Origin of the sequence: Enterococcus nangangensis, assembly GCF_005405245.1 — a bacterium.
Taxonomy (GTDB): domain Bacteria; phylum Bacillota; class Bacilli; order Lactobacillales; family Enterococcaceae; genus Enterococcus_J; species Enterococcus_J nangangensis.
Genome location: NZ_BJDR01000010.1, coordinates 32,124 through 57,613, shown reverse-complemented (window position 1 = coordinate 57,613; position 25,490 = coordinate 32,124). Strand labels below are relative to the sequence as shown.

23 protein-coding genes, 1 other RNA gene and 1 riboswitch are annotated in these 25,490 nt (G+C 40.2%); of the genes, 6 read left to right on the top strand and 18 right to left on the bottom strand.

Annotated features, from left to right (window positions below; translation table 11 throughout):
- Window positions 1-72: 72 nt before the first annotated feature.
- Window positions 73-196, bottom strand: a riboswitch (FMN riboswitch).
- Between the two features lie 75 nt (window positions 197-271).
- The 9 genes from FFM57_RS04975 to FFM57_RS04935 all read right to left on the bottom strand — a co-directional run bounded on the left by FFM57_RS04975 (window position 272) and on the right by FFM57_RS04935 (window position 8,590).
- Complete coding sequence (locus FFM57_RS04975) at window positions 272-997, bottom strand: pseudouridine synthase (RefSeq protein WP_137599417.1); 726 nt, start codon at window positions 995-997, stop codon at window positions 272-274.
- A gap of 13 nt (window positions 998-1,010) precedes the next feature.
- A complete protein-coding gene (gene scpB, locus FFM57_RS04970) occupies window positions 1,011-1,610 on the bottom strand; it encodes an SMC-Scp complex subunit ScpB (protein WP_246023400.1) in 600 nt (199 codons plus the stop codon).
- Window positions 1,603-2,352 (bottom strand): segregation/condensation protein A, encoded by a 750-nt coding sequence (locus FFM57_RS04965; protein WP_137599415.1) that lies wholly within the window; start codon window positions 2,350-2,352, stop codon window positions 1,603-1,605. Before FFM57_RS04965 ends, scpB begins: the two co-directional genes overlap by 8 nt.
- Before the next feature lie 12 nt (window positions 2,353-2,364).
- Window positions 2,365-3,249, bottom strand: coding sequence for a site-specific tyrosine recombinase XerD (gene xerD / locus FFM57_RS04960; protein WP_137599414.1), 885 nt, complete (start codon window positions 3,247-3,249; stop codon window positions 2,365-2,367).
- A 118-nt stretch (window positions 3,250-3,367) separates the two neighbouring features.
- The gene (gene fur, locus FFM57_RS04955; protein WP_137599413.1) at window positions 3,368-3,838 is read right to left on the bottom strand and encodes a ferric iron uptake transcriptional regulator; all 471 of its coding nucleotides are present in this window, start codon (window positions 3,836-3,838) and stop codon (window positions 3,368-3,370) included.
- An 83-nt stretch (window positions 3,839-3,921) separates the two neighbouring features.
- Entirely contained in the window at window positions 3,922-4,785 is an 864-nt protein-coding gene (locus FFM57_RS04950; RefSeq protein ID WP_137599412.1) for a CvfB family protein, read from the bottom strand.
- Between the two features lie 114 nt (window positions 4,786-4,899).
- On the bottom strand, window positions 4,900-6,000 hold the full coding sequence (gene rpoD / locus FFM57_RS04945) for an RNA polymerase sigma factor RpoD (RefSeq protein WP_137599411.1): 1,101 nt from the start codon (window positions 5,998-6,000) through the stop codon (window positions 4,900-4,902).
- Between the two features lie 24 nt (window positions 6,001-6,024).
- Window positions 6,025-7,836 carry a DNA primase gene (gene dnaG, locus FFM57_RS04940; RefSeq protein ID WP_137599410.1) on the bottom strand — a complete coding sequence of 604 codons (1,812 nt, stop codon included), beginning with the start codon at window positions 7,834-7,836 and terminating at the stop codon, window positions 6,025-6,027.
- A gap of 130 nt (window positions 7,837-7,966) precedes the next feature.
- The gene (locus tag FFM57_RS04935; protein WP_137599409.1) at window positions 7,967-8,590 is read right to left on the bottom strand and encodes a lysozyme family protein; all 624 of its coding nucleotides are present in this window, start codon (window positions 8,588-8,590) and stop codon (window positions 7,967-7,969) included.
- 149 nt (window positions 8,591-8,739) lie between these two features.
- Here FFM57_RS04935 and FFM57_RS04930 point away from each other — a divergent pair, with 149 nt between their 5' ends.
- Together FFM57_RS04930 and mprF are read left to right on the top strand one after the other, a co-directional pair.
- Window positions 8,740-9,477, top strand: a complete 738-nt coding sequence (locus tag FFM57_RS04930) for an alpha/beta fold hydrolase (RefSeq protein ID WP_137599408.1) — start codon at window positions 8,740-8,742, stop codon at window positions 9,475-9,477.
- Window positions 9,461-12,034 (top strand): bifunctional lysylphosphatidylglycerol flippase/synthetase MprF, encoded by a 2,574-nt coding sequence (gene mprF, locus FFM57_RS04925; RefSeq protein WP_137599407.1) that lies wholly within the window; start codon window positions 9,461-9,463, stop codon window positions 12,032-12,034. Before FFM57_RS04930 ends, mprF begins: the two co-directional genes overlap by 17 nt.
- 52 nt (window positions 12,035-12,086) lie before the next feature.
- Here mprF and tuf read toward each other — a convergent pair whose 3' ends face one another.
- Complete coding sequence (tuf, locus tag FFM57_RS04920; protein WP_137599406.1) at window positions 12,087-13,274, bottom strand: elongation factor Tu; 1,188 nt, start codon at window positions 13,272-13,274, stop codon at window positions 12,087-12,089.
- Window positions 13,275-13,616: 342 nt separating this feature from the next.
- Window positions 13,617-14,069, bottom strand: a complete 453-nt coding sequence (locus tag FFM57_RS04915; protein WP_137599405.1) for a NanQ anomerase/TabA/YiaL family protein — start codon at window positions 14,067-14,069, stop codon at window positions 13,617-13,619.
- A gap of 171 nt (window positions 14,070-14,240) precedes the next feature.
- Here FFM57_RS04915 and FFM57_RS04910 point away from each other — a divergent pair, with 171 nt between their 5' ends.
- Window positions 14,241-15,296 (top strand): DNA/RNA non-specific endonuclease, encoded by a 1,056-nt coding sequence (locus FFM57_RS04910; RefSeq protein WP_371851239.1) that lies wholly within the window; start codon window positions 14,241-14,243, stop codon window positions 15,294-15,296.
- Window positions 15,297-15,688: 392 nt separating this feature from the next.
- Here the strand turns inward: FFM57_RS04910 and FFM57_RS04905 are convergent, their stop codons facing one another.
- From FFM57_RS04905 to FFM57_RS04895, 3 genes are all read right to left on the bottom strand, one after another.
- Entirely contained in the window at window positions 15,689-17,035 is a 1,347-nt protein-coding gene (locus FFM57_RS04905; RefSeq protein ID WP_137599403.1) for a glucose-6-phosphate isomerase, read from the bottom strand.
- Window positions 17,036-17,102: 67 nt separating this feature from the next.
- Window positions 17,103-17,792, bottom strand: coding sequence for a type I 3-dehydroquinate dehydratase (locus FFM57_RS04900; RefSeq protein ID WP_137599402.1), 690 nt, complete (start codon window positions 17,790-17,792; stop codon window positions 17,103-17,105).
- Window positions 17,789-18,964, bottom strand: a complete 1,176-nt coding sequence (locus FFM57_RS04895; RefSeq protein ID WP_137599401.1) for a class I SAM-dependent rRNA methyltransferase — start codon at window positions 18,962-18,964, stop codon at window positions 17,789-17,791. The genes FFM57_RS04900 and FFM57_RS04895 overlap by 4 nt, the downstream gene beginning before the upstream one ends.
- A 208-nt stretch (window positions 18,965-19,172) precedes the next feature.
- Here FFM57_RS04895 and FFM57_RS04890 point away from each other — a divergent pair, with 208 nt between their 5' ends.
- The 3 genes from FFM57_RS04890 (at window position 19,173) to ssrA (ending at window position 22,621) form a co-directional block, all read left to right on the top strand.
- Window positions 19,173-21,335 carry an LTA synthase family protein gene (locus FFM57_RS04890; RefSeq protein WP_246023398.1) on the top strand — a complete coding sequence of 721 codons (2,163 nt, stop codon included), beginning with the start codon at window positions 19,173-19,175 and terminating at the stop codon, window positions 21,333-21,335.
- Between the two features lie 125 nt (window positions 21,336-21,460).
- Window positions 21,461-22,186 (top strand): hypothetical protein, encoded by a 726-nt coding sequence (locus tag FFM57_RS04885; RefSeq protein WP_137599400.1) that lies wholly within the window; start codon window positions 21,461-21,463, stop codon window positions 22,184-22,186.
- A 71-nt stretch (window positions 22,187-22,257) separates the two neighbouring features.
- Window positions 22,258-22,621: a transfer-messenger RNA gene (gene ssrA, locus FFM57_RS04880) on the top strand.
- A 570-nt stretch (window positions 22,622-23,191) separates the two neighbouring features.
- Here the strand turns inward: ssrA and FFM57_RS09965 are convergent.
- The 4 genes from FFM57_RS09965 to FFM57_RS04860 are packed head-to-tail and all read right to left on the bottom strand — an operon-like array spanning window position 23,192 to window position 25,458.
- Window positions 23,192-24,442, bottom strand: a complete 1,251-nt coding sequence (locus tag FFM57_RS09965; RefSeq protein ID WP_246023396.1) for a hypothetical protein — start codon at window positions 24,440-24,442, stop codon at window positions 23,192-23,194.
- 5 nt (window positions 24,443-24,447) lie between these two features.
- Entirely contained in the window at window positions 24,448-24,801 is a 354-nt protein-coding gene (locus FFM57_RS04870; protein WP_137599399.1) for a helix-turn-helix domain-containing protein, read from the bottom strand.
- Window positions 24,802-24,815: 14 nt separating this feature from the next.
- Entirely contained in the window at window positions 24,816-25,226 is a 411-nt protein-coding gene (locus FFM57_RS04865) for a hypothetical protein (RefSeq protein WP_137599398.1), read from the bottom strand.
- Window position 25,227: 1 nt separating this feature from the next.
- On the bottom strand, window positions 25,228-25,458 hold the full coding sequence (locus FFM57_RS04860) for a hypothetical protein (RefSeq protein WP_137599397.1): 231 nt from the start codon (window positions 25,456-25,458) through the stop codon (window positions 25,228-25,230).
- Between the last annotated feature and the right edge of the window lie 32 nt (window positions 25,459-25,490).

Genomic DNA, 25,490 nt, shown 5'->3' with positions numbered 1-25,490 from the left:
CTCCGGTGCTTTTTTACCACAAAAAAAGCCGACGTCTATTCAGCGACATCGACTTTAAGCATACGCAAAAAAGCCAATCTTCTTTATCCAGACTTTACTGTCGGTAACGGAATTACACCGTATCGGCCAAGCGAGACACTTGGTTCGTGGACTATTACCACCGGTCGGGAATTACACCCTGCCCCTGAAGATGAACCTAAATTATTTTTTTATTGAACAAGGTAAGTATAGCAAACTATCACGGAAATGCAAGAATTTACTTTGCACCCCGTTAATCTTTCTTTTTAGCTAGTTGTAAAAGACTGGTCACTTCTTTTTTATTAAGCCGGCGATATTCCCCAGGACGCAAACCAGCTAAGGTTAAATTCCCATAGAGTTCCCGTTTTAATTTTTGCACTGGAAAGCCCACTGCTTCAAACATTTTTTTCACTTGGTGATTACGTCCTTCGTGAATGGTTAAAGCAACAATGGCGTGTCCCTTTTCTTCATCTGTCGATAAAATATTTACCTTGGCGGGTTGTAACTTGTAGTTATCAATCCGCATACCTCGCTCTAACGGCCGTAATTCTTTATACGTAGGCACCCCTTTTAGTTTAGCCACGTAGGTTTTTTCAATTTCAAAAGAGGGATGCAATAATTTTTGAGCAAAATCGCCATCGTTAGTGAGTAATAATAAGCCTGACGTATCGTAATCAAGCCGCCCCACGGGGAAAATACGTTCTTTAACTTGCGGGAAGTAATCCACTACGACAGGGCGTTTTTTGTCGTCAGTTACGGCAGAAATTACGCCCCGGGGTTTGTAAAATAAATAATAAACAGGTTCTTCTTTGGCTAGCGGAACTCCTTTGACTTCCACCACATCACTAGTAGAAACTTTGGTGCCTAATTCTTTTACTACTTCACCATTGACGGTGACAAAGCCAGCTAGAATTAATTCTTCTGACTTACGTCTTGAAGCCACGCCAGCTTGAGCCATTACTTTTTGTAGTCTTTCCATCTTGTCCTCCTTGTTACTCTGCCGTCAATTCATCAGGCAAAGGATTCGTTAGTGTTGCTTCATTAAAAAATAAGTCGGGAATTTCGGTTGTTGTTTCGCTTTCTAATTCAGCGATATCCGGTAAATCCGTTAGCGTCTGCAAACCAAAATAATCTAAAAAGTAGGCAGTCGTGCCATATAAAATGGGACGACCTGGTGTTTCTTGCCGTCCTTTTTCCTCCACTAGTTGCCTCATGGTTAATGTCTGCAAAGCACCAGTAGATTGCACACCACGAATCTCATCAATTTCTAAACGAGGAATTGGCTGTTTATAAGCAACAATGGCTAACGTTTCTAGGGCGGCTTGTGACAAACGCGGGGTCGTTGGCGCTTTAGCAAAGGACTCTAATAAATCTTTAAATTGCGGCTTGGTTACCAATTGATAGCGTTCGCCTGTTTCTAACAAAGTGAAGCTGCGCTTAGAATCTTCTTCGTAGGATTGTTTTAACTTTTCTAACTGTTGTAAACACGCCCCACTAGAGAGTCCCAGGAGCAAACTGAATTCTCCTAGACTGACGCCTTTCCCACCGGCAACAAAAAGCAAAGCTTCCAATTGGGCTAAATAATTATTCAAGAGTCTCTTCACTTCCTTGGCTAGCAAAATAAATTTCATCAAATGTTTCGTCCTGTAACGCCACCAGTTCCCCTTCTTTCATCAGCTCCAAAACGGCTAAGAAAGTGTTGACTAATTCACTACGGGACGGTGTGGCAAATAAAGTAGCAAAACTAATTCGCCCGTGCTGCCCTTTAAAATACTGGCGCATCCACGTGACTTTTTCACTGACGCTCACATCTTCTTTATCAATGGTGGCAGCAGTGAAGTTTTGCCGCTTTTGTTTTTGCAACACATCGTGAAAAGCTAAAAATAAATCAATGGTGGTCACTTGATTTTTAATTAGCGGCAATTCTTTTTCAAACTCACTCAAATCTTCCGGTGCTTTCCCTACATATTGGTGGCGCTCACGTTCTTTATCTTGCAAAGTAACAGCAGCGTATTTGAATTTACGGTAGGCCAGCAATTGTTGTAACAAAGCTTCCCGCAAATCTTCTTCCGGATCCACTTCTTCCACTTCTAAAAGGGGCGCTTTAGGTAAGAGCTGATAACTTTTAATTGCTAGTAAGGTGGCGGCCACCACTAAATACTCCGCGGCTACTTCCAACTGCAAAGATTGCATCGTATTGACAAAAGCGAGATATTGATCGGTTACTTCAGCCAAAGGTACTTCGTAAATATCCACTTCATATTGTTGAATCAAGTGTAACAAAAGATCCAGTGGCCCTTCAAAGACGTCAATTTTTACATTTAAATCTGCCATAATCTCTTCCTTTTAAGCACGGGGAAAATATTTTTGATAAACATCCGCCATGCGTTGCTTGGTAATATGCGTATAGATTTGGGTAGTGGAAATGTCAGCATGTCCTAAAAGTTCCTGAACAATCCGCAAATCGGCACCATTTTCTAATAAATGGGTGGCAAAACTATGACGCAAAGTGTGGGGGGTAACTTCTTTTTGAATGCCCGCTTCCCGTACAATTTCCCGTAGATTTTTCCAAATACCTTGGCGGGTTAATTGGCGTCCGTGATGATTCACAAAGACGTGCTCTTCGTTTTCGACGGCGAGTTTTTCGCGTACTTCCGTCAAATAACGCTCCAACCATTGAATCGCTATTTTCCCTAAAGGAATAATTCGTTCCTTATCTCCTTTCCCAATCGTCTTCAGTAAGCCTAAACTTAAGTGCAATTGGTTCAGCTTCAAGTTAACAACTTCGGAAACCCGCATACCCGTAGCGTACATCACTTCGAGAATCGCACGGTTCCTCAGACCTAAGGGAGTAGTCGTGTCTGGTGTGGCCAGTAAGACTTCCACTTCTTTTAAGCTTAAAGTTTTGGGCAAGGTTTGTCCTTTTTTAGGCGTATCCACGTGCTGCATGGGATCTTGTTCAGTAATGCGTTCTTGCCGCAAATATTGATGAAAACGGCGTAAGCTAGAAACCATCCGGATAATGGTACTACTAGCTTTATTTTCAGCTTGTAAGGCTTGTAAAAAATGCATAATCGTAAAACGATCCACTTGATTAAAGTCGCTAATTTTTTCTTTCGCTAAAAAATCCAAATATTGTTTTAAGTCATTTTGATAACTAGCACGCGTGTTCTCCGCTAGTCCCCGCTCAATTTGTAAATAGGTTAAATATTCCAACACGATTTGTTCCATGGAATCCCCCACTTTCTTACCCATCATAGCAGAATTTAAGGCAATGAAAAACATTTTTTTCCAAAGAAAAAGCAGGACCGGGCAATTCCCACAGTCCCACTTCTTCATATCTGATTTATTATGGTTGCGTTGGTGTTGTTTTTTTCTTTTTTTGGCACGCTGCACAAATGCCGTGAAAAGTTAAACGGTGGTCGCTCACTTGAAAACCAAATTGCTGCTCGACAACTTTTTCAACATCGATTAGTAAATCTTCTTCGATTTCTTGGATGCTGCCACACTCTAAACACAGCAAGTGATGATGAAAATGTTTAGCGCCTGCCTTACGTAAATCGTAACGCGCTAAGCCGTCATTAAAGCTGACCTTATCGACAATTTTTAGTTCCGTTAAAATTTCTAACGTCCGATAAACCGTAGCCAAACCAATATCGGGATTTTTTTGCTTCGTTAATAAATAAATTTCTTCAGCGGAAAGATGGTCTTTCTCATTTTCCAATAAAACTAACAAGGTCGCTTCCCGTTGCGGCGTCAACTTAAAGCCTGAGTCATGTAGTTGTTCTTTGGTTTTTTTCAATGCTAAGGTGGTGTTCATTTGCTAACCTCTAATTGTAATTAGTCTAAATAAATAATAACTCATTTTACAAAAAGTATAAACTAGCTCCAGCTAAATTGCAATTACTTCTCCAAGAGAATCGTATAACCCTCTTCTTGCTTAATTTTTTTAGCCTTTAATAAATGGCCAATCGCCCGTTTAAATTGTCCTTTGCTAATGCCAAATTGGTCTTTAATCGCTTCCGGATCACTTTTATCAGTAAAAGGAATCTTGTGGTCTTGCGCCCGCTCTAAGAAAGTCAAGAGCATTAAAGCATCATTATCAATGACTTCATAACTGCGAGGTTTTAACGAGAGGTTCAAGTAGCCGTGGGAAGAAACCCCAATGACGCGTCCAGTAACCCGCTCCCCCAGCCGCGGTTCTCGATAACGTTCACTAGGATGAATAAAGGCTTGGTAAAAGTCATCGGTAAGCACAAAGGTACCCGCCAACTTTAATCGGTAAACCGTCCCCGTAACTTCTTTATTTTGCCAGGTGCCATCTTGTGGCAAGCGTTTAAACAAGCTTAAAATAATATTTTCGGTGGCTAATTCACCCCAGATACGGTTTTTATGATCCACGCGTAAGGTAATATATAAGCGATCACCTGGTTTAGGCCACAATTCTTTGATTTCAGATAAAGAGTCTAAAGAAACGACAACTTCTTTATCTGGTAAACCGATATCCACAAAGACACCTAAATCTCGCCGCACACTTTTTACTTCACCAAACCCATAACGACCCACCACAATTTTAGGAATGACCGTCGTAAAAGCATTGTGTTGCTGTTGATTTACATAAAAGAAACCCTCAACACTTTCTCCTAATTGGTGTGCACCTTCTGCTTTAGCTAACTGAAAGGTGACACCATTTTTTTGCACGTAGTAATAGTCTTGGTTCTCATCCGTAATCAGCCCAGTGGCGACACGTCCTAATAATTCTTCCATTTATTTTCCTCCTCACTGAAAAATAAGCGGAGCTATCACGAAAATACGAAGAGCGATTTTCGGATATCCCCGCTAATACTTAAGAGTAAACTCCTACCGAGTCCTCTTTTATTTTTATTCTAAGAAATCTTTTAACTGTTTGGAACGAGATGGATGGCGTAATTTCCGCAACGCTTTAGCTTCAATTTGCCGAATCCGTTCTCTGGTTACCCCAAAGACTTTTCCTACTTCTTCTAACGTCCGTGTCCGTCCGTCATCCAAACCAAAACGTAAACGTAGAACGTTTTCTTCTCGGTCTGTTAAGGTATCTAAGACATCTTCCAATTGTTCTTTTAGTAATTCATAAGCCGCGTGTTCAGCTGGACTTGTGGCTTCGTGGTCTTCAATGAAGTCCCCTAAGTGGGAATCGTCTTCTTCCCCAATTGGCGTTTCTAAAGAAACCGGTTCTTGCGCGATTTTTAAGATTTCTCGTACTTTTTCTGTCGGTAAATCCATTTCAGCGCCGATTTCTTCAGGTGTTGGTTCCCGCCCGAGATCTTGGAGCAATTGCCGTTGAATCCGAATTAATTTGTTAATGGTTTCTACCATGTGCACCGGAATCCGAATCGTCCGCGCTTGGTCTGCGATTGCCCGGGTGATGGCTTGGCGAATCCACCAAGTAGCGTAAGTAGAGAACTTAAACCCTTTACGGTAGTCAAATTTTTCTACGGCCTTCATCAAGCCCATATTTCCTTCTTGAATTAAATCTAAGAACTGCATTCCCCGCCCAACGTAGCGTTTGGCAATGGAAACCACTAAACGTAAATTAGCTTCAGCCAAGCGTTGTTTAGCTTCTTGATCGCCTTCTTCGATTTTTAAAGCGAGATTCACTTCTTCTTCAGCCGTCAATAAAGGCACACGACCAATTTCTTTTAAGTACATCCGGACTGGATCGTTAATCTTTACACCAGTAGGAGCAGATAAATCTTCTAGTTCTGCTTTAGTAACTTTTTCTTTTTTCAAACTGTTGGCGGTAGGTTCACCGTTATCGTCGACAACGCTGATGCCGGCATCTTCTACTTTTTGAATTAAGTCGTCCATGGCATCTGCTTGTAACTCATAAGGGGTGGCGATTTGTGTCGTCAAATCATCGAGCTTAACTTGACCGGCTCCTTTATTGGTACGAATAAATTGTTTGACAGCTTCTTCGTAAGGAATTTTGTTTTCTTCTGTCATAAATGACCCCTCCTAAAAATTGGCTCAACTTAATAGTTGTCGCTTCAAATTGACAATTTCCACCGTCAAAGTTAACTCTAACGCTTGATCTCCCAGACGATGGGCTTCTTTTTGTAACCGTTGTTTTTCAGTAATTTGCTGTTGGACTTTAGCTTTTTGAATCACCGCCAGCAAATCTTCAATCTCAATAGTAGATACTTCTGGTGCGAGCTCCTGCATAAAAATCGTGGTGGCAACTTGCAGTAAACGTTGATTTTCTCCTAAAAAAGTGGAGAAAGCATCCACGGCCATTTCACCGCCAGCTAAAGCATAGCCATCCATCAGTAAAAAAAGTTCTTGATACACTTCCGTGGGAAAAACAAAAGTCGTCTGTTCCCGTAAACGTTGCCGTACTTCGCTCTCTGTAAAGAAGCGGTACAAGAGATGACGTTGCGCTTTTTCTAATTGCGTCAACTTCTCGCGTTGCGGAAGTACTGCACCTTTTAACTGACTGACTTTGGCCAGTTGGGCAGCCACTTCAGCATTACTAAAACTTTTTAATTGTTGTTGTAAAATTTCTAAGGAAACGTGATAGTGCTCTTCCAAATGATGCAATAAAATGTCGCGTTCCACAATGGAAGGAACATTGGCTACTTCTCGTAAGAGTTCTTGCAAAAAGTCTGCTCGTCCTTGTTCATTGGCTAAATCATAATTTTTTTGCAAATACGCTTCCTTAAATTGAAAAGGCGTAATTTGTTGTTGCCCTAAATAATTTTTAAAAGATTCCCCACCGTATTTTCGTAAATATTCATCGGGATCTAGTTTTTCTGGCAACATGACTACTTTTAAACGCAGCTGCGAATTAGCTTGCAAATGACTTAAACTTTTGGCAATTGCATTTTGGCCGGGGGCATCCCCATCAAAACACAAAACTAAATCTTTCGTCACCCGCTGGATTCCTTGAATTTGTTGACTCGTTAAGCTGGTCCCCATGGAAGCAATCCCATTAAGGATTCCACCTTGGTAAGCGGCAATCACATCCATAAAGCCTTCGAATAAAAAAGCACTCCCGGCCTTGCGAATCTCGCTTTTAGCTTTCCCAAAGTTATACAGTAACGTACGCTTAGTGAATAGTGCCGTTTCTGGTGAATTTAAATATTTCGCTTGACTGTGGGCTTGGCCTTCCGGCAAATAAATGCGCCCGGAAAAACCCACAACACGCTCATTGGCATCTTGTAACGGAAAGGTAATCCGACTTTGAAAACGATCAAACAAGCGACCTTCAGCAGTTTCATTAAATAACCCCGTTGCCACTAGCTCTTCTTCTTGAAAGCCTTCCTTTTTTAAAACTTGTAACAAGACTTCGCCATTTTCAGGTGCAAAACCAATACCAAAGCGCTCAATAGTGGCAGCATCCAAGCCCCGCTGCTCCAAATAGGCTAAAGGACCTTCTCCCACCTTCGTATTTTTTAAAAGGTGTTGGTAAAGCTCATTGGCTTTGGTGTGGGCTAACAGTAAACGATTTAACTTCTGACTTTGTGGACTGACCACTTCTTCATCAAGTTCTAAAGGAACATGGACTCGATCGGCTACTTTCTTCACCGCTTCTGGAAAAGTAACACCTTCAATATCTTGAATGAAGGTAAAGACGTTACCGCCTTTGCCACAGCCAAAACATTTAAAAATTTGCTTATCTTCCGTGACGGAAAATGATGGTGATTTTTCTTCATGGAACGGACATAAACCAGAATAATTTTTGCCTTGCTTTTTCAGCTGCACATAGTCCCCAATTACGTCCACAATGTTCACCCGTTGCCGAATTTCGTCAATCACTTGTGGAGCAATCTTTTGCGCCATGATTCTCACCTGCTCCCTACGAAAAACTTAAAAAATTCGCATCAATTTACATCAATGCGAACAGAAGACACAATCATACATTTTTATCATAGCAGATTTTTGTAAAATTACAAGAGTTTCCTACTGAAACTCAGTGGAAACTTTCATAAAGTTGGATCCATTTTAAATTTAATTTGACAATTTCCACATATAAGAAGTTGCCGCCATTTTGATACAAGTAGCCACCATTTTTTAAGATGGCTGAAATTTGTAAATAACGATATTGTGCTTGGGTGGTATTTCCTAAAAGTGGTGACAAAACTTCTTTGGAATATTTTTCTGCTAAAGAGACATTCGTCTTAGTTGCTCCCTGTTCCTTTAAAAAATTTAAATACTCGCCACCAAAGTTATAGGCTTGGATAGCGCTCCACTCATCTAACCCTAAGTCTTGCGCTTGCGTTTGCATCGCCGTTAAATGGGCAACCCCTTGTTGAATACTTTCTTCAGGACTGTTTATTTGACCCGTTGTACCATAAAGACTCTCTGAGCTTTGCATGACATCGGTGCCGCGTCCTTTGCTTTCGGTTAAAATAATTGCCAAGGCTAGCTGTTGTGCTTTTTTATCTTGAGGATAAAGTGCTGCTACTTCATGGCGATAAGTTTCTACTTGTTTCACGTGCTGATAAGTTTGATACGCATAATAGCTAAACACCCCTAAGCAAATAAACAAAACTAAAGCTAGCAGACGGCGTAACCAACGGAATAATCTTTTCATGAGCCACTCCTTTTACCAGTTTATGGTACTAGAAAAAGTTAAACCTGACTACTCTTGCACTTTTTCTTTAGGAAACCTTACTTTTTTGTTATTTGGCAAGGAGTGCTATCCTCGGTATACTAAGCATTGTAAAAGGAAGGTGGAGATTTATGGAGATAACCCAACACTTTTTCATGACCCACGATGGCAGTCGACTCCATTACTTAAGCGGCGGAGTTGGGACAACAGCTCTCGTCTTCTTACACGGCAATAATAGCAAAAGTCGCTATTTCGAAAAACAACTGGCTTTTTTTAAAGAAAATTATCGCGTCATCGCTCTAGATGCCAGAGAACACGGTCTTTCCACTAACCACCGCCCTGAACTTACTTTTGAGTTAATGGCTCAAGATCTCCACTTGCTGTTAGCAAGTCTAGACATTACTCGCTTTTTTTTAGTAGGCTTTAGCGACGGGGCTAATTTAGCTTTAGTCTACAGCTTCCATTATCCGCAAAAAATTGCCGGTTTATTTTTAAATGCGGGAAATATTGTACCGGATGGCCTAACCTGGTTAGGTAATCTGTTTACTTTTTTTCAAGTCGCCACAGCGAGAGTTCTCGCATCATTTTCCACCAAGTGGCAACGTCGCTTACGTATCTATCGTTTAATGACTCAGCCTTTTTTAAGCTATCAAGAATTATCCCAGATTAAAGTACCGGCGTTAATTCTCGTTGGTCAATGGGATTTAATTCAAATTAAGCATGGGAAAAAAATGGCTGATCTTTTGCCCTATGGTGAACTTAAAATTTTACCTAAAACTTTTCACGGCTTTGCCCATAGCCATCCCCAACGCTTTAATCAACTGCTGACTAATTTTCTTCAAGGAGTGAACTATGAAAAAAATAATTAACTTTTTTAAAGCTCGTAGCAAATACTTCAAAGGAATCTTTATGGTAACTGTCGTAGTTATCATTTTCTTTGAATTGACCAATCTTACAAAAACGTTAGACTTCCACCAACTTAAAATAATTTTTCGTGATTTGCCAAGGTTCAAGTTAATTTTGATGGCAGTCATTGGTTTTGTTGCTATCTTACCCATGTTAGGTTACGACATTATTTTCCATCGGATGCTAAAGCGCCCCATTAAAACTAGCTATCTTTTGGAAACCAGTTGGGTTACCAACACCATCAATAATTTGACTGGCTTTGGTGGTTTTGTCAGCGTTGGCTTCCGTTCTGCCTTTTACGGAGGTAAAAAAGAAGGACCAGAATTTTTACACGCGTTAAGTAAAGTCTTTTTATTTTTAATGAGTGGGCTGTCTTTTTACAGTCTGCTTTCTTTCTTGCTAGTATCCTTTGGTCAAGGAAGTCCTTATCTCCATCAATACTGGCCGCTACTCTTAGGTGGCGGTTTATATTTCCCGGTAATTATTTTAGTTACTCACCTTAAAAAAACTGGTATTTTAGGCGGCATGCCTTTAAAAACAGCCATCGCTTTAATGGCCGTCTCTGTTTTAGAATGGACGGGGGTCTTGGCTTCTTTTCTTTCCATTGCTTATTTCTTAGATATTCACGTTCCTTATTTACAAGTCATTCCTTTAGTGATTGCCGCTTCCGTTTTTGGGGTGATTACCATGTTACCTGGAGAAATTGGAAGTTTTGATGTCATGATGTTTATGGGCCTCGCAACTTTTGGTATTCCGCGCGAGACTATCGCTGTTTGGATTTTGCTCTTTAGACTTTTTTACTACATTTTACCTTTCTTGTTAGGTATTCTTCTATTCGCTAAAAATCTTAGCGGTCGCTTTAATCAACGCTTTGAAGGACTGCCTCGTGACCTCGCTGAAGAACTAGCACATAAAATTTTAGTATTTCTTTTGTATAGCGGCGGCATTATTTTAGCACTTTCCGGGACGATTCCTCGCGCCTTCACTGAGCTTTCTTTTTTACGTCAGTTTAATCCTTTCACTTACCATCTGTTGTCCAAAAGTATTCTGCTGATTCTCGGTTATTTTCTTATTCTCATGGGTCGTGGTGTTTCAGCTCGTGTAAAACGAACCTACCCCATCGCCATTTTATTCATTACCCTTTCTTTAGGCTATACAATCCTGTTAGACTTTTCGCTGGGCGCGGTCCTTTACTTCGGCATATTGCTACTAATTATGCTTTTTTCAAAACAAGAATTGTTCCGCAAACAGCTAGTCTATTCATGGGAAATGCGTTTGGTAGATTTTTTTATCTTAGGATTCTTAACACTACTGTACATCTTTATCGGTGTCTATAACCGACCAGACCATCCATTGCATCGACATCGCTTACCTACTTTTTTCGTTTTTCCTAGTGAAAGACTTTGGTTGATTGGCTTTATTGGCATTTTGATTGTCGCCTTTTTTATGATTCTCTTAATTCACTATTTAGAACAACCTCAAAAAAAAATCGCCATGCCTTATGACGAAAATCGAATTACAAATCTTTTAATGACTCAAGGCGGAAATACAGATAGCCAACTTGTCTTTTTAGGGGACAAAGATACTTATTTTTATCGCCAAGATGATGTTGATCTTGTTCTTTTTCAGTATCGCATTAAAAATGATAAACTGATTATCATGGGCAACCCCGCTGGAGATGCAAGTTATTTCGAACCAGCTATTGAAGAATTAATTGATGTGGCAAATCGTCAAGGATACAAATTAATTTTTTATGAAGTAACAGAAGAACTCGTAATGATCTTGCATAACTTTGGCTATGACTTCTTTAAGATGGGGGAAGCCGCCGAAGTCAATCTGTTAGATTTTTCCTTGACAGGTAAAAAAAGAAAAGCTGAGCGCGCGCTTATGAATCGCTTTAACCGGGAAGAATATTCTTTTGAAATTGTTCAACCCCCTTTTGATTCCCAACTTTTAACACGCCTTAAAGAAATTTCTGATGAGTGGTTAGCAGGACGGAGTGAAAAAGGTTTTTCGATGGGCTTTTTTAATGAAAGTTACTTAAAGCGGGAACCGATTGCACTAGTGAAAAATAGCGCTGGGACCATCGTCGCTTTCGCTAATTTAATTCCTAGCTATGAGCCCAAAAAAGCCAGTGTGGATTTGATGCGCTATGATAAAACCGTAGTTAGCGGCATCATGGATTATCTTTTCATTCAACTTTTTGAGTATTTAAAAGCAGAAGGTTACGAAAAATTTGATTTAGGGATGGCTCCTCTCGCCAACGTTGGGACCACTCGTCACAGTTTCTTCCAAGAAAGGATCGCGTACCTCATCTTCCACTTTGGCTCGCGTTTTTATTCCTTTCAAGGATTGCGGGAATATAAAGATAAGTACGCTAGTGCGTGGATTCCTAAATACACCCTATACTGCCGCGATAGCTCGATTATCTTTTCTATGATTCAGCTGCTTTTAGTGGACAATGCGCCAGTTAAAAATAAAACGACCCATCCGTTACAAAAATTTATGGATTGGATTTAAAGAAAAAGTCAGCGCTTCTCAAAATAAGAGAAACGCTGACTTTTTAAATTACTTAAGCTTCGATTTCTGAAACAATACCAGAACCGACTGTGCGGCCACCTTCACGAATGGAGAAAGTGGTTCCTTTTTCAATCGCTACTGGATGAATTAACTCTACTTCGATAGTAACGTTATCCCCTGGCATAACCATTTCTACCCCTTCAGGCAATTGAATATTGCCGGTAACGTCTGTCGTTCTAAAGTAGAATTGTGGACGATATTGGTTAAAGAACGGCGTATGACGGCCACCTTCTTCTTTCGTCAACACATAGACTTCACCTTTAAATTTTGTATGTGGCGTAATAGAACCTGGTTTAGCTAATACTTGGCCCCGTTCTACTTCATCCCGTTGAACACCACGTAAGAGGACACCAACGTTATCGCCTGCTTCCCCGTAATCCAAAGTCTTACGGAACATTTCGACACCTGTCACCACGGCTTTTTTCGTTTCAGGTTTAATACCGACGATTTCTACTTCATCCCCAACACGAACGGTCCCCCGGTCAATCCGACCAGAAGCTACTGTCCCCCGTCCAGTGATGGTAAAGACATCTTCAATTGGTAATAGTAATGGTTTATCGGTATCCCGAACTGGTGTTGGAATATATTCATCCACCGTATCCATCAATTCTTCAATCGCTTTTTCTGCTTCAGGATCGCCTTCAAGAGCTTTCAAGGCTGAACCTTTAATAAACGGAATATCGTCACCTGGGAAACCATACTCATTTAAGAGCTCCCGCACTTCCATTTCTACTAAGTCGATTAATTCATCATCATCCACTAAATCAATTTTGTTTAAAAAGACAATTAAATGTTTAACCCCAACTTGGCGCGAGAGTAAAATATGTTCCCGCGTTTGTGGCATTGGTCCGTCAGTAGCAGAAACAACGAGAATTGCTCCGTCCATTTGCGCTGCCCCAGTAATCATATTTTTAACATAGTCCGCGTGCCCTGGAGCATCAATGTGGGCGTAGTGACGTTTTTCAGTTTCGTATTCAACGTGAGCTGTGTTAATCGTAATGCCCCGTTCTCTTTCTTCAGGAGCAGCATCGATACTGGCGTAATCTTGCGGATTAGCAAGACCTTTTTTCCCTAAGACGGTGGTGATAGCTGCCGTTAATGTGGTCTTACCATGGTCGACGTGTCCGATGGTCCCAATGTTAACATGTGGTTTGGATCTGTCATAATGTTGTTTTGCCATAGTGATTTAAACCTCCTAAATTTTCATGGGAAGATGCTTTACTTAAGAATTGAAAAACAATTAATTTCTTAATTTAACTCACCTTCACGTTTTATATTATATACCTTTTTTATAAAATGACAAAATATTTGGCTAGGGGCTAATCCTACTACAAAAACGTAAGAATAATTCAGTAATGCGCGCTTTAACCGCTATGAAAAAAATTTCAAAAAAATATTTTTCTTTGCCTGTTACCCCTCATTTTTATTTTTTTAAAGCGTTGTTCTTTCCTAACTGAAAATAACAAAAAAGAGCACACCACTACCGTAGTATGCTCTCCATTACTCAATTTTTTAACTGAAATTATTTTTCGATTTTAAAGACGATTTTCCGTAACGTTTCACTTTCACCGACTTTAACACCTGTGCGATGTGCTTCATCTGGGAACAATAACAAGAAGTTATTCGTCGTATCCAAACGAATCGTATCACTAGGTTCACCAAAAAGTTCATACATTTCCCGTTCTGGTTGGTATTCACCTTTTTCTAATGAATCCGTGAAATCTAAATCAGCTAGTTCAGAACCTTGTAAAATGTAATGGACATCAATCATTTTTTTGTGGGCTTCCCAAAAACCTTCTTCTTGCGTCTTTGTTTGATATTCGATTAAATTTGCTTTAATGTTGTCGGCCACTTGAATGGATGTGCCGGCTTCAAATTGGTCCATGGTGAAATTTTTGATGAATTCTTCGACTTTAGCTAAATCAGTTGCTAAGTCTAAGCTTTTTTGTAAATCTTGAACACTAGAAAATAACATGATTGCCTCCTATAATGCGCTTCATTTGTACTGCAAGTTTAATTTAGTGCAAATCAAGCCCCTTGTCAAACGAAACTGGCAAAAGCTTATCTCACTTAGCAACTTTTTTTACTAGGAACAATGGTCTTGAGGATTTTTCCATGTTAGAATGACTTTGCTTGAAACAGGAGGATGACCATGAAAAAAAATAATTTGCGAAAAAAAATTTATTGGGGACTGCTGACTTTAAGTCTTGTGGGAAGTTTAGCGGCTTGTACCAATCGGTCTAAAGAAACAACGCAAAGTAGCAGCACTTTAAGTAGTGTGCCGCAGGCGACCACAACCACTAGCAGCCAGAGCACGACCACCAGTTCTAGCGCTGTTCCAACGACTACGACCACCAGTACCGACTTAGCTAATCTTACCTACGATGGCGTACAAACTGTGGATATCAATGGCGGTGTGCCGACTTTTTCGCCTGCAGACTTAAGTCTGGCTAATGGCGCTTGGGAAAAATATGGCGACTTAGATACATTGAACCGGGCCACTTCGGCTGAAGCCATGTTAAACCAAAGTTTAATGCCTAAAGACGGTGAAGAGCGAGGCTCGATTTCTTCTGTTACGCCGACTGGTTGGAAAAACAAAAAAATTAGCGGTGGCTACTTATATAATCGCTCCCATTTGATTGGTTGGGCTTTAGCCGATGAGAATGCCAACTGGCAAAATCTAATCACTGGTACGCGACAATTGAATAGCCCAGAGATGTTACGTTTTGAAATGGATGTTAAAACCTACTTGGAAGCAAGTACCGACCATTACGTGCGCTACTCCGTTACTCCTATTTTTCGCGGCGATGAACTTTTAGCCCGCGGTGTCCACATGCAAGCCCAATCCATTGGCGATAATGAAATTTCTTTTAACGTCTTTATTCATAACGTGCAAGATGGGGTAACCCTGAACTATGCTGATGGTTCTAGCAGCCTGACTGGTGAAACCGTGAGTTCCTCTTCAGCACCCACCACAAGCTCCAGTGCTCCTGCTAACACACCTGCTCCCACTACCGCACCAAACGCGACTGCTGATGAAAAAGAGTATGTCGATGCAAAGGGTAATGGGCTAATCAAAGGTTCGAAAAATAAAATTTATCATTTGCCTGGCAGTAAATATTACGATCAAACCACTAACCCTAAAGCTTGGTTCAAAACGATTGCTGAAGCCAAGGCGGCTGGTTACCGCGCACCAAAATAATTGCATAATTGCTAAGAAAAAAAGGAGGAGGTTCCCATCCATTTAGGTCCAACGATAAAGACGAATTCAGGGCTTCTCTTGGCTTTTGCCGGTTTAACATTTTGCGGTATTCTCGTCCTTTCAGCCTGCGCTGTTAAATGGAGTAAAGGAAACTTTCCGCTGTCACCTTTTCTCTTTTTCTTAAAGCCAGCAGCACGTCAAGAAGTTAGTGAAAGATTAGCCCAGTTAATTCTCAAATATGTGCCGCCCTTCTTGTTACTTTGTGCCATTTTATTTTGCTGGTTACAATTTAAATGATTTTAAAACGTTGAGCTTCATCTTGATGAGAGATGAGGCTCAATTTTTTCGCAAAAAAACTGCCTGGCGCAACACCAGACAGTTCAGTTTCTTTTTTAGAGCCGTGCATTCAAATCTTTGGCTAAATCTTCGTAGCCAGGTTTACCCAAGAGGGCGAACATGTTACGTTTGTAGCTTTCCACCCCTGGTTGGTCAAACGGATTGATGCCGTTTAAGTAACCAGAAATGCCAATGGCCAATTCAAAGAAGTAAATCATGTAGCCTAAGGTATAAGCGTCCATACTAGGAATTTTCACTAATAAGTTTGGCACGTCGCCATCAGTGTGGGCTAGTAAAACTCCTTCAAAAGCCTTCGTATTGACGAAGTCCATTTCTTTACCTTGCAAGTAACCTAAACCATCTAAGTCTTCTGGTGTTGTTGGAATCGTCACATTTTTTCGCGCTTTTTCTACTTTAATCACGGTTTCAAAAATGTTGCGACGTCCTTCTTGGATGTATTGTCCTAAAGAGTGCAAGTCGGTGGAGAAATTGGCAGAAGATGGATAAATACCTTTTTGGTCTTTCCCTTCTGATTCACCGGCTAATTGTTTCCACCATTCAGAGAAATATTGCATTCCTGGTTCGTAGTTAATTAAAAGCTCGGTAACTTTACCTTTGCGGTATAAGATGTTGCGCATGGCAGCGTATTGGTAAGCAGCATTTTCTTCAATTTTTTCAGAAGTATATTCTTTAGAAGCATCGGCGGCCCCTTGCATCAAAGCATCGATATCGGCTCCACTAGCCGCAATTGGCAATAAGCCAACGGCAGTTAAAACGGAATAGCGACCACCCACATCATCAGGAATGACAAAAGTTTGCCAGCCTTCAGCGTCAGCTTCCACTTTCACAGCGCCCCGCGCTTTATCCGTGGTAGCGTAAATCCGTTTGTTGGCTTCTTCTTGTCCGTATTTTTTGACTAATAATTCTTTAAAGACACGAAAAGCAATCGCGGGTTCCGTCGTTGTTCCCGATTTAGAAATCACGTTAACGGAGAAATCTTTGTCGCCTAAAACTTCAATTAAGTCAGCTAAGTAGGTGGAACTAATCGAATTGCCGGCAAAGAAAATTTGAGGTGCGTTGCGTTTTTCTGCTGGTAAAAGATTGTTAAAGGTATGGTTTAAAAAGTCAATAGCGGCACGAGCCCCTAAATAAGAACCGCCAATACCAATCACGATTAATACTTCAGAATCTTTTTTAATTTTAGCAGCGGCAGCTTTAATGCGGTCGAACTCTTCGTGGTCATAATTTGTTGGAAGGTCAACCCAGCCGATATAATCGCTACCAGCACCGGTGCCTTCCCGTAAGGTGTGATGAGCGGCTGTTACTTGAGCTTGCATATAGCCAAGTTCATGTTCGCCGACAAATGGGCGGACTTTTGAATAATCAAATTGAATGTGAGACATTACTTCTCCTCCTTATTTGGATATTACAGTATAACATTAAAGTTTTTCCTTAATTTTGACAAGCGTTTCAATCAGATATTCTCGTTTTATTTCGTAAAAATTCCACCGTCTCAATATTTAATTGACCGCTGGCAGCTTCTACCGTCCCGGCAGCAAAAGTAAAGTCACTAGCAAACATCTCGGGTACGACGCGGCTCAACCAACCCCCGATACCCATACCAATGATAATTTGCTCTGGATAACGCTCTTGAAAGCCTAAAAGTTTCAAACGTAAAAGTTCATCAGGTTCTGTTAGCATTAAGGCAAATTTAACAATGGCTGGTTTTTGGGCAATCATTTTTTCTTTCAGACGAAGGAGTTCCGCATAGGGCGGCATTTTGACTGGTGCATGATAACTTAAAATGACTTGAACATCATAGGCAGCAACAAGTTGGCTCAAATCAGCGTAATGCGGATCTGCAACTTCCAAGTCCACATAGGTAAAGAGCTTCGCTTTTAGCGCCTTTTCGTAAGCGACGCTTTGTTCTGCTAATCCACTGGCAAATTGTCCACCCTCTCTTTTAGAGCGTAAGGTAAAAATCAGCGGACAAGCTACTGCTTCAAAAAGTGGTACTAGTAACGAAAAGGCTGACCATTCTTGAAAAAGATCCCCGCGAAACTCGATGGCAAAAATATTATCCTCGGTTGCTAAAGTATTTAATTGTACGCTTACTTCTTCTACAGTTGCCCCTGTGAGCGCCACTAAAATTTTGGTCATCTTTGTTCCTCCAAATAGACCAGACAGACTTTTAGATAATTTTCTTCTGGCAACTCTTTAACCGTGGAAAAATCTTCAGGTAAACGGAAGGTCTCGCCAAAATGAAATTTTCGCTTAGCCTGGACTAAGCTATCTTCAATCATTTTTTTAAATTGTTTTAAGTTCACGTTGGCAGCATTGGTGGAGCAAACTAAAATCCCTTTTTGAATTAAAGTTTGACTGGCGGTAACTAATTCGCCATAATTTTTCGCCACGGAAAAAGTTTTTTTCTTATTGCGGGCAAAACTCGGCGGATCTAGCACGACAATATCGTAGGTTAACTTTTTCTTTTGTGCATACTTAAAGAAGTCAAAAATATCCATGACGTAAATTTTTTCATCGGTTAAAGGCAAGTCGTTGGCGGCAAATTGTTCTTGTGTCTTCTTTAAACTTCTTTTAGCTAAGTCAACGCTAGTGGTAGCCTTTGCCCCACCGACTTTACTTGCCACCGAAAACGCACCCGTATAACTAAAAGTATTCAAGACGGTCTTATCTTGCGCCAGTTTTTCTTTTAATAAGTTGCGCACGTGGCGTTGATCTAAGAAGATTCCCGTCATTAACCCTTCATCCAGATACACGCGGTAATGGACGTCATTTTCAACGATGAGTAAACTTTCCGGCACAGCTCCTTGCAGTACTTGGCTTTCTATTTTGCTAGTACTGTAACGGAATTTTTCCACGACTCCTAAAGCTGGCGTACCGCAAAAGGCGGTGTAAGCTGTCAGAAAGCCTTGCAGAACTTCCTCTTTTAAGGCCGCAATGGTTTCGTTATACCAAGAAAAGACCAAATAGCCGTCGTAATAATCCACCGTCACCCCGCCAAGACCATCTCCTACCCCATTAAAAAGGCGAAAAGCATTGGTTGTGGATAAATTTTTAAAAAGACTTTTTCGTTTGTGTAAACTTGTGGCCAAAAGATTTTCAAAAAAAAGAGCATCAGGCTGTTGTTGCGCCGTTAAAACTAACCAACCAGCTCCTTTATTTTGTTGACCTAAATAACCCCAGCTTAAAAAATTTTCTTTGGCATCAGTAAAACGTAGCCACGTCTTAGGATAATTTTGTTCTTTGATTTCTTTTTCGTGAATCAAAGGATTGCGGGCATTTTCACCGCTGCGTTGTAGTTGCACTTTCATAAGCCACCTCATTTCATGCTTAGTATAGCAAAAAGAAGGGCTAAGAAAAATCATAAAATGTCAAGAAATCGTTAAAATCCGTAAGAAACACCCGATATTCGTTGACTTTCCTAGGAAGGTTACGTAAAATACTTTTGTATAATTTGTAAGTTTTGTTGAAAAATTGAAAATTAAATGCACTTTTAATAGTAAATTCATTTTAGAAAGGGTGTTTTACTTGAAAGCTACCTTTAAATGGCTTAACAGCCGACTAGGTTTCTTCTTTTTACTAACGATTTTAATTTGGGCTAAGTCCATGCTGGCGTACTTCGTTGACTTTAATCTAGGGATTGAAAGTGGGTTCCAATATTTTATTTTATTGGTGAATCCTTTTGCCACGACGATTTTGCTCCTCTCCATTGCTTTATATGTCCGTAAGCCCAAAACGTCTTACGTGATTATGTTTTTGATTTACTTAGCTTTAAGCGTGCTGATTTACTCCAACGCTTCTTACTACCGTGAGTTCACCGACTTTATGACCATTAATACCATCTTAAACTCTGGTGCTGTTTCTTCCGGTTTAGGAGAAAGTGCTTTGCGTTTGCTTCGTGTTCACGATTTGCTTTATGTCATTGACTTGGTAATCATTCCCATCTTATTATTTACCAAAGTAATTAAGGTCGATAAAAAGCCAATTCGTGCGCGGGTTGCCTTAGCTTTTTCGATTTTAGGCGCTTTAATTTTTTCTGCTAACTTATCTTTAGCCGAAGCCGATCGTCCCCAACTTTTAGGTCGGACCTTCTCCCGTGATTATATTGTAAAATATCTCGGTTTAAACTTTTTCATGGCCTACGATGGTTACCAAACGTATCAAACAAACCAAGTACGGGCTGAAGCTAGTCCTAATGACTTAGTAGAAGTTGAGGATTACGTTAAAGAACACTATGCCGCTCCTAGTGATGACATGTTTGGCATCGCTAAGGGACGCAACGTCATTTATATCCACTTAGAAAGCTTCCAACAATTTTTAATTGACTATAAATTAACCGATGAAAATGGTACTGAACACGAAGTTACGCCATTTTTAAATAGTCTTTTCCACGATAATCAAACCTTTGCTTTTGATAATTTCTTCCACCAGGTAAACGCCGGAAAAACTTCTGATGCTGAAACCTTGATGGAAAACTCCTTCTTTGGTTTAAACCAAGGGGTACTCTTCCCAACTTTAGGTGGCAGCAATACTTTTGAAGCCGCTCCGAATATTTTAAATCAAGTTGCTGGTTATTCATCAGCTGTGTTCCACGGGAATGCTGGAACTTTCTGGAACCGTAATGAAACGTATAAACGTCTAGGCTTCCAAAATTTCTTTGATGCTAGTTATTATGATGTCAATGCGGAAAACTCTTTCCAATACGGCTTGCATGATAAACCTTTCTTCCAACAATCTGTTCAATACTTGGAACACTTGCAACAACCTTTTTACACGAAGTTCATTGCCGTTTCTAATCACTATCCTTACTCCCAATTTGAAAATGATGAAGCGGGCTTCCCCATTGCCACAACAGAAGATGAAACCATCAACGGTTATTTTGCCACTGCTAATTATCTAGACGCTGCGGTGAGTGAATTTTTCGCTTACTTAAAAGCTAGCGGTCTTTATGACAATTCCGTGATTGTTTTATATGGCGATCACTACGGTATTTCCGATGGTCGTACGACAGAACTTGCTTCTTTATTAGGAAAAAATCCAGATACTTGGACCAATTATGATGTTGCTCAATTGCAAAGAGTTCCTTACATGATTCACGTCCCTGGTCAAACAAACGGCGGCATCAATCACACGTACGGTGGTCAAGTGGACGCTTTACCAACCTTGTTACACTTGTTAGGTGTCGATACGACCAATTATATCCAATTAGGACAAGACTTGTTCTCACCTGATCACGATCAAATCGTAGCTTACCGGAAAAACAATTATTTCTTCACACCAAACTACACCTACTATGATAATATTTTGTACGACAATACAACCGGCCAACCGGCAACGAAAGAACAAGAAGAATCCCAAGAAATCACCGATATTAAAGAAAAAGTTGCCAAGCAATTGGAAATTTCTGATCGCCTAGTAAATGGTGACTTGCTTCGTTTCTATACAGACTCTGGTTTAGAACCGATTAATGCTGAAGACTTTAATTACAAAGATCAACTAGATCAACTAGAAGAAATTGAAGAAACAAAAGGAACCTTCTCCACTAGCCTTTACTCCCAAAACGGTAACAAGTCCACTAGCGACCTCTATCAAACAAAAACGTATAAAGAGTACCATGAAGAAAGTACGGAGAGTACCTCAGCAACTAGTGCTACGACAGAATCTTCCACAACAGAAAAATAAATTTAAGAAAAAGATCTTGCTGGTGCAAGGTCTTTTTTCTTTGGCCAAAAGCGCGTGGGAATTGTTTCAAGATATCTTCATATTTTATTCATGAACGGCCCTTATACTAGACTTGAGGTGATTTTATGGAGACGGAAAGCTTTACGCAACGTTGGCAAAAGCATCGTCGCTTTTATCTATTCATGAGTCTAACTTTAAGTCTTTATGGTCTGTTGACAGCCGGCGCAGCTTTTATCGTTTATTTTTTGCAAAGAGCAGACGCCACTTTTCAAGATCGAGTGGCTCAACTAGCTACCAATAGTGATGAAACATTTACTAGTAGCTTTGCGACGTTTCAAGACCACTTAGACTTAGCAATAAAACAAATTCGCCAAGGACAAAATATTTTAACCTGTTTACTGGTCATTGTTTGTTTACTTTTCGGCTTGTACTATGTGAAAGAATTGCAAAAAAATAACCGCAGCAAAAGTTGGCGGCAATTCTTGAGAAATATTTTTCTACTACTTTTTCCAGTGTCCCTGACCCTCTTTATCCTATTTTGTTTACTCTTTGTGCTCCAAGACAATCTTCTCCATCTCTTACAAAGCTATGGTAATCGCCTCTTAAGCAACATACAAATGAACTACACTGCCGTTTCCACAGCCTTGCAAGAAGCAACGGGCGCGATGAGTTTATACTCGCCACAAAATTTTTTCGCCTTTAATTTAAGTATCACCGATGATAGCTCGCAAGCAGTGCTCTTACTCCATTATGCATTGCGCGCCTTAGTAGCTTTAGGTATTAGTAGTCTTGTCTTTACTCCTTGTTACTGGTTGACTAACACGCGCGCCAAAAAAATCCGTAAGTCTTAATTTTTAGTAAACCTACTTGGCCCCAAACTTGCTAAATCAAGGAGAACTGTTATAATTAAAATGTTCGTAACGGGGATGTTACGGATTCGACAGGTATTGTTTGAGCTTTGATGGCGTCTCGAAGGTTACGTCTTCGCAAAAACGTTACAGTTAAATATAACTGCTAAAAACAATAACAACTCTTACGCTTTAGCTGCCTAAAAACCAGCAGCGTAGACCATCTCGGCATCGCCCATGTGCTCGAGTCGTGGTCCTATTCTAGTGGGATACGCGTAAACTTCTGTCAAAAAGCTTACGAAGAGACTCCTTGACTAGTCTTTTTAAACGCAGGTTTGCTGGCTTATAAAAAGACGAATCATAAATAGTGAACTATAGACGTAGAAGTTGGAGTGGCAAAATATTTGGACGCGGGTTCGACTCCCGCCATCTCCATAGATACTTTTTGGAGCATTTCGTAAAGAGCTGAAACCCTTGATTTAACAAGGTTTCGGCTTTTTTTGTTTTCGGAGGTTTTCGCTAGTTTTAGAAAAAGGGCATTAATTTGGGCATTAATTTTTAATCTTTTTTGCCTACGAAAAAATAAAATCAAAATCTTTTGCGTATCTTCTTTTAGAGGAGGTGAGCTATATCGACGCGCTTCGGGAGACTACCATCACCATACTAAAAAAGACCTCCGATTAATTTCGGGGGTCTTTTTGTACATATATAAATAAAACGTAGTTTCAAAACTAGTGTGAAAGGTACGACAGTTTGAGAACCATGTTGTTTCTTATGGCTCCAAAGGAAACATACTTTCCTTATCCTGAAGAGTGCCGTTTGAGAACCATGTCGTTTCTTATAGTTCCAAAGCTGGAAACACATTTAGAAACTCTTATTCAATTTACATGGCCTTCCGGCGGTTACACATTAGCCGGAGCTTACCCTTCGGCGAGTGGCTTTACCCTCACCCTAACGCTGCCAAACCAGCGTAGACTTATTATATGTTATTCGCGAAATCATTGCAACCTAATCCTTTGCCTCAATCCCGTAATAGTTTGCTTTATTTTTTATCATTTGAACAAGCTCATAATACGACCATCCACCCAATTCTTTTGAGGGCGGGAGAATTTGGATATACTTGGCTCTGCTTCTAACTGCTCTTTGGACAATTTTTGAGGAAACTTGGTTATTATACGTTTTAGCAAAATTTCGTTCTCTGTTTTTGATAGCTTCCCATTGATCATATTTCAACTTGTGACTACGACCTTTTCCACCCTTGCCGAACTGCATCCGGCTTTTTTCTTTATCTTTCAAGGCTTGTATTTTCATTTGGAAATCTTTAACGTACTGAGAATCTCCAATCGTAAATTCTTTTTTCCCATCAAAAGACCCTTTAATCTCTCCCGCATTTACAAATTCAAGCGTGAGCACCTTTTCTTCGTCCAACTCCAAATTTGTGTAGTCCGTTTCAAAAGTGACTGTCATTGCTGCGTAAAACTTTCCATTCTCAAAGGTGATGGCACTTTGTCTCAGAGTATATTCGCCAGAAATTATTTTTTCCAGCAATGGCACAACATCATTTCTCCTTGCGGCATTCTTCGAGGAGCCGCCAAGTTTAATTCTAAAATGATAGCCTAAAGGTACAGCTAAATAAAAACGATTATCGTCGCCTTTAGCTATTTTAAATTCGTTTCCTTGGTACGGAAGCATGCCATACCCTTTTTTATCACGATAAATTCTAGGAGTGCGCTCTTTTTTAAGAATCCCTACGTAATCATTGCTAAAGTCCTTTATTGCTTTCCTTGTTGCCGTAGCCGGAAACATACTATAACCAAAATCTTCTTTCGATGCAATATCTCGTAGTCGTGTTTCCTTTTTTAGCCCTAGACTTTTTTCTAAAATTTCGTTAGCTTCTTTTTTCTTTTGCTTCCGCAAATCAGCTAATTTCTTTTTATTTTTTTCAATGGCTACTTCCAAAGTTTCCTCGCCCTTTGTCTTGTCTTTGCCTTTGTCTTTGGACTTTTTGCGTTTTTCAGTCAATACTTCAAAATCTGAATTGATAGAGTCTAACAGTTTTTGTTCTCGTTTTACAAATCCCTCATCATACTCTTTGATGGCATCAATCGCTAGCTCCTCATAAATTAGTTGAGCGTACACGGCATTTAAAGCTCGTACATATTTTTTACTGTTGGAAAAAAAGAAGTCGAAATACGATTGTCGTTCTTCGGGATCTGCAATATAAATTTCTAATTTTTTCGTTATGGTAACTTCAGTCATTCTGGCTACTCCTCTACTTTGGTGGTGGAGTAAAAGTTTTCCATGCTGCCAAAAATACTGTAGTCAATTAGTACTTTTAACCATGGAGACAGCTCCCGTTCCTCACGTTCCCATTTGCCCACCGTCGTGACCGGAATATTGTACTTGCCGGAAAATTGCTTTTGATTTAGGCCAATTCTTTCTCGATTGGATTTTAAATCTCCGTGCGCTAGATCAAAAATATTTTTAAGAATTGTGCCAAGGGAAGCGGGAGGAAAATTATCCATCCACTCTTGCCATCCTCGCTCACCGATGTACATATCCAAATCTTTTTCCTCTGTTGCTTGTAAATGTAACTCTGCAAATAATTCGTAATCCATTTTGTTTTCCTCCTTTATTTAAGTACCACTGCTACTTGCCCGTTTTCGATGACCAATTCATCGAGATCTAAAAATATACCGTCTACTTCCCCGTACCAGGCATCGTCATTTCCCACCACGATATAAGCGTGCTTGTGGTGTCTCATGATTTCGAGAATGTCTTTTCCGTCAAAAGCCTCTTTGACCCAAGTGCTCACGCCGGGAAGTTCTGGAAGGTCTTCGTATTCTTCCAAATTAAAATCAGGAAAGTCTCGTTCGTCCACGCGATCTGGATTAGCTTTACTATCGGAGATAATATCCCCGACTTTATACGCTTTTTCCTCAAATCTCAATCCAACATGTTCCCAGCCAAAAGGTTCCCGGTCAACATCCAAGTCGTGCAGATTATCCATTAGCTGGATAATCTCATCAGTTGCGTAGTCCATATTAGTCATCCTCTCTTTCATATCCTTGGCCTTCCAAGTAATCTAAAAACATTCCTAAATCTTGTACCCACATGTCTTCAGCGTTTTCCAAGTTAGGGTTAACGCCTTCTGCTTCAAAATCTACCATTTCGTTAGCTGTTTCCAAATCAGTTACTGCAAATGTTTTTTCGTCATGGTTTACAATCACTACTGTTAATTCATCAAAGCTTCCTTCAAATCTAATTTCAATCATTTTAATTCGCTCCTTCATTATGTCTTTCTTAA

Bases quoted from the DNA above. Each gene is read 5' to 3' on its own strand.
- FFM57_RS04975 (WP_137599417.1), bottom strand. From the start codon at position 997: ATGGAAAGACTACAAAAAGTAATGGCTCAAGCTGGCGTGGCTTCAAGA.
- FFM57_RS09965 (WP_246023396.1), bottom strand. From the start codon at position 24,442: ATGACTGAAGTTACCATAACGAAAAAATTAGAAATTTATATTGCAGAT.
- FFM57_RS04860 (WP_137599397.1), bottom strand. From the start codon at position 25,458: ATGATTGAAATTAGATTTGAAGGAAGCTTTGATGAATTAACAGTAGTG.
- xerD (WP_137599414.1), bottom strand. From the start codon at position 3,249: ATGGAACAAATCGTGTTGGAATATTTAACCTATTTACAAATTGAGCGG.
- dnaG (WP_137599410.1), bottom strand. From the start codon at position 7,836: ATGGCGCAAAAGATTGCTCCACAAGTGATTGACGAAATTCGGCAACGG.
- FFM57_RS04870 (WP_137599399.1), bottom strand. From the start codon at position 24,801: ATGGATTACGAATTATTTGCAGAGTTACATTTACAAGCAACAGAGGAA.
- FFM57_RS04905 (WP_137599403.1), bottom strand. From the start codon at position 17,035: ATGTCTCACATTCAATTTGATTATTCAAAAGTCCGCCCATTTGTCGGC.
- FFM57_RS04895 (WP_137599401.1), bottom strand. From the start codon at position 18,964: ATGAAAGTGCAACTACAACGCAGCGGTGAAAATGCCCGCAATCCTTTG.
- rpoD (WP_137599411.1), bottom strand. From the start codon at position 6,000: ATGACAGAAGAAAACAAAATTCCTTACGAAGAAGCTGTCAAACAATTT.
- FFM57_RS04930 (WP_137599408.1), top strand. From the start codon at position 8,740: ATGGAGATAACCCAACACTTTTTCATGACCCACGATGGCAGTCGACTC.
- tuf (WP_137599406.1), bottom strand. From the start codon at position 13,274: ATGGCAAAACAACATTATGACAGATCCAAACCACATGTTAACATTGGG.
- fur (WP_137599413.1), bottom strand. From the start codon at position 3,838: ATGAACACCACCTTAGCATTGAAAAAAACCAAAGAACAACTACATGAC.
- FFM57_RS04900 (WP_137599402.1), bottom strand. From the start codon at position 17,792: ATGACCAAAATTTTAGTGGCGCTCACAGGGGCAACTGTAGAAGAAGTA.
- FFM57_RS04935 (WP_137599409.1), bottom strand. From the start codon at position 8,590: ATGAAAAGATTATTCCGTTGGTTACGCCGTCTGCTAGCTTTAGTTTTG.
- mprF (WP_137599407.1), top strand. From the start codon at position 9,461: ATGAAAAAAATAATTAACTTTTTTAAAGCTCGTAGCAAATACTTCAAA.
- FFM57_RS04885 (WP_137599400.1), top strand. From the start codon at position 21,461: ATGGAGACGGAAAGCTTTACGCAACGTTGGCAAAAGCATCGTCGCTTT.
- FFM57_RS04965 (WP_137599415.1), bottom strand. From the start codon at position 2,352: ATGGCAGATTTAAATGTAAAAATTGACGTCTTTGAAGGGCCACTGGAT.
- FFM57_RS04950 (WP_137599412.1), bottom strand. From the start codon at position 4,785: ATGGAAGAATTATTAGGACGTGTCGCCACTGGGCTGATTACGGATGAG.
- FFM57_RS04915 (WP_137599405.1), bottom strand. From the start codon at position 14,069: ATGTTATTTTCTAGTGTTCAAGATTTACAAAAAAGCTTAGACTTAGCA.
- FFM57_RS04910 (WP_371851239.1), top strand. From the start codon at position 14,241: ATGACCATGAAAAAAAATAATTTGCGAAAAAAAATTTATTGGGGACTG.
- FFM57_RS04865 (WP_137599398.1), bottom strand. From the start codon at position 25,226: ATGGACTACGCAACTGATGAGATTATCCAGCTAATGGATAATCTGCAC.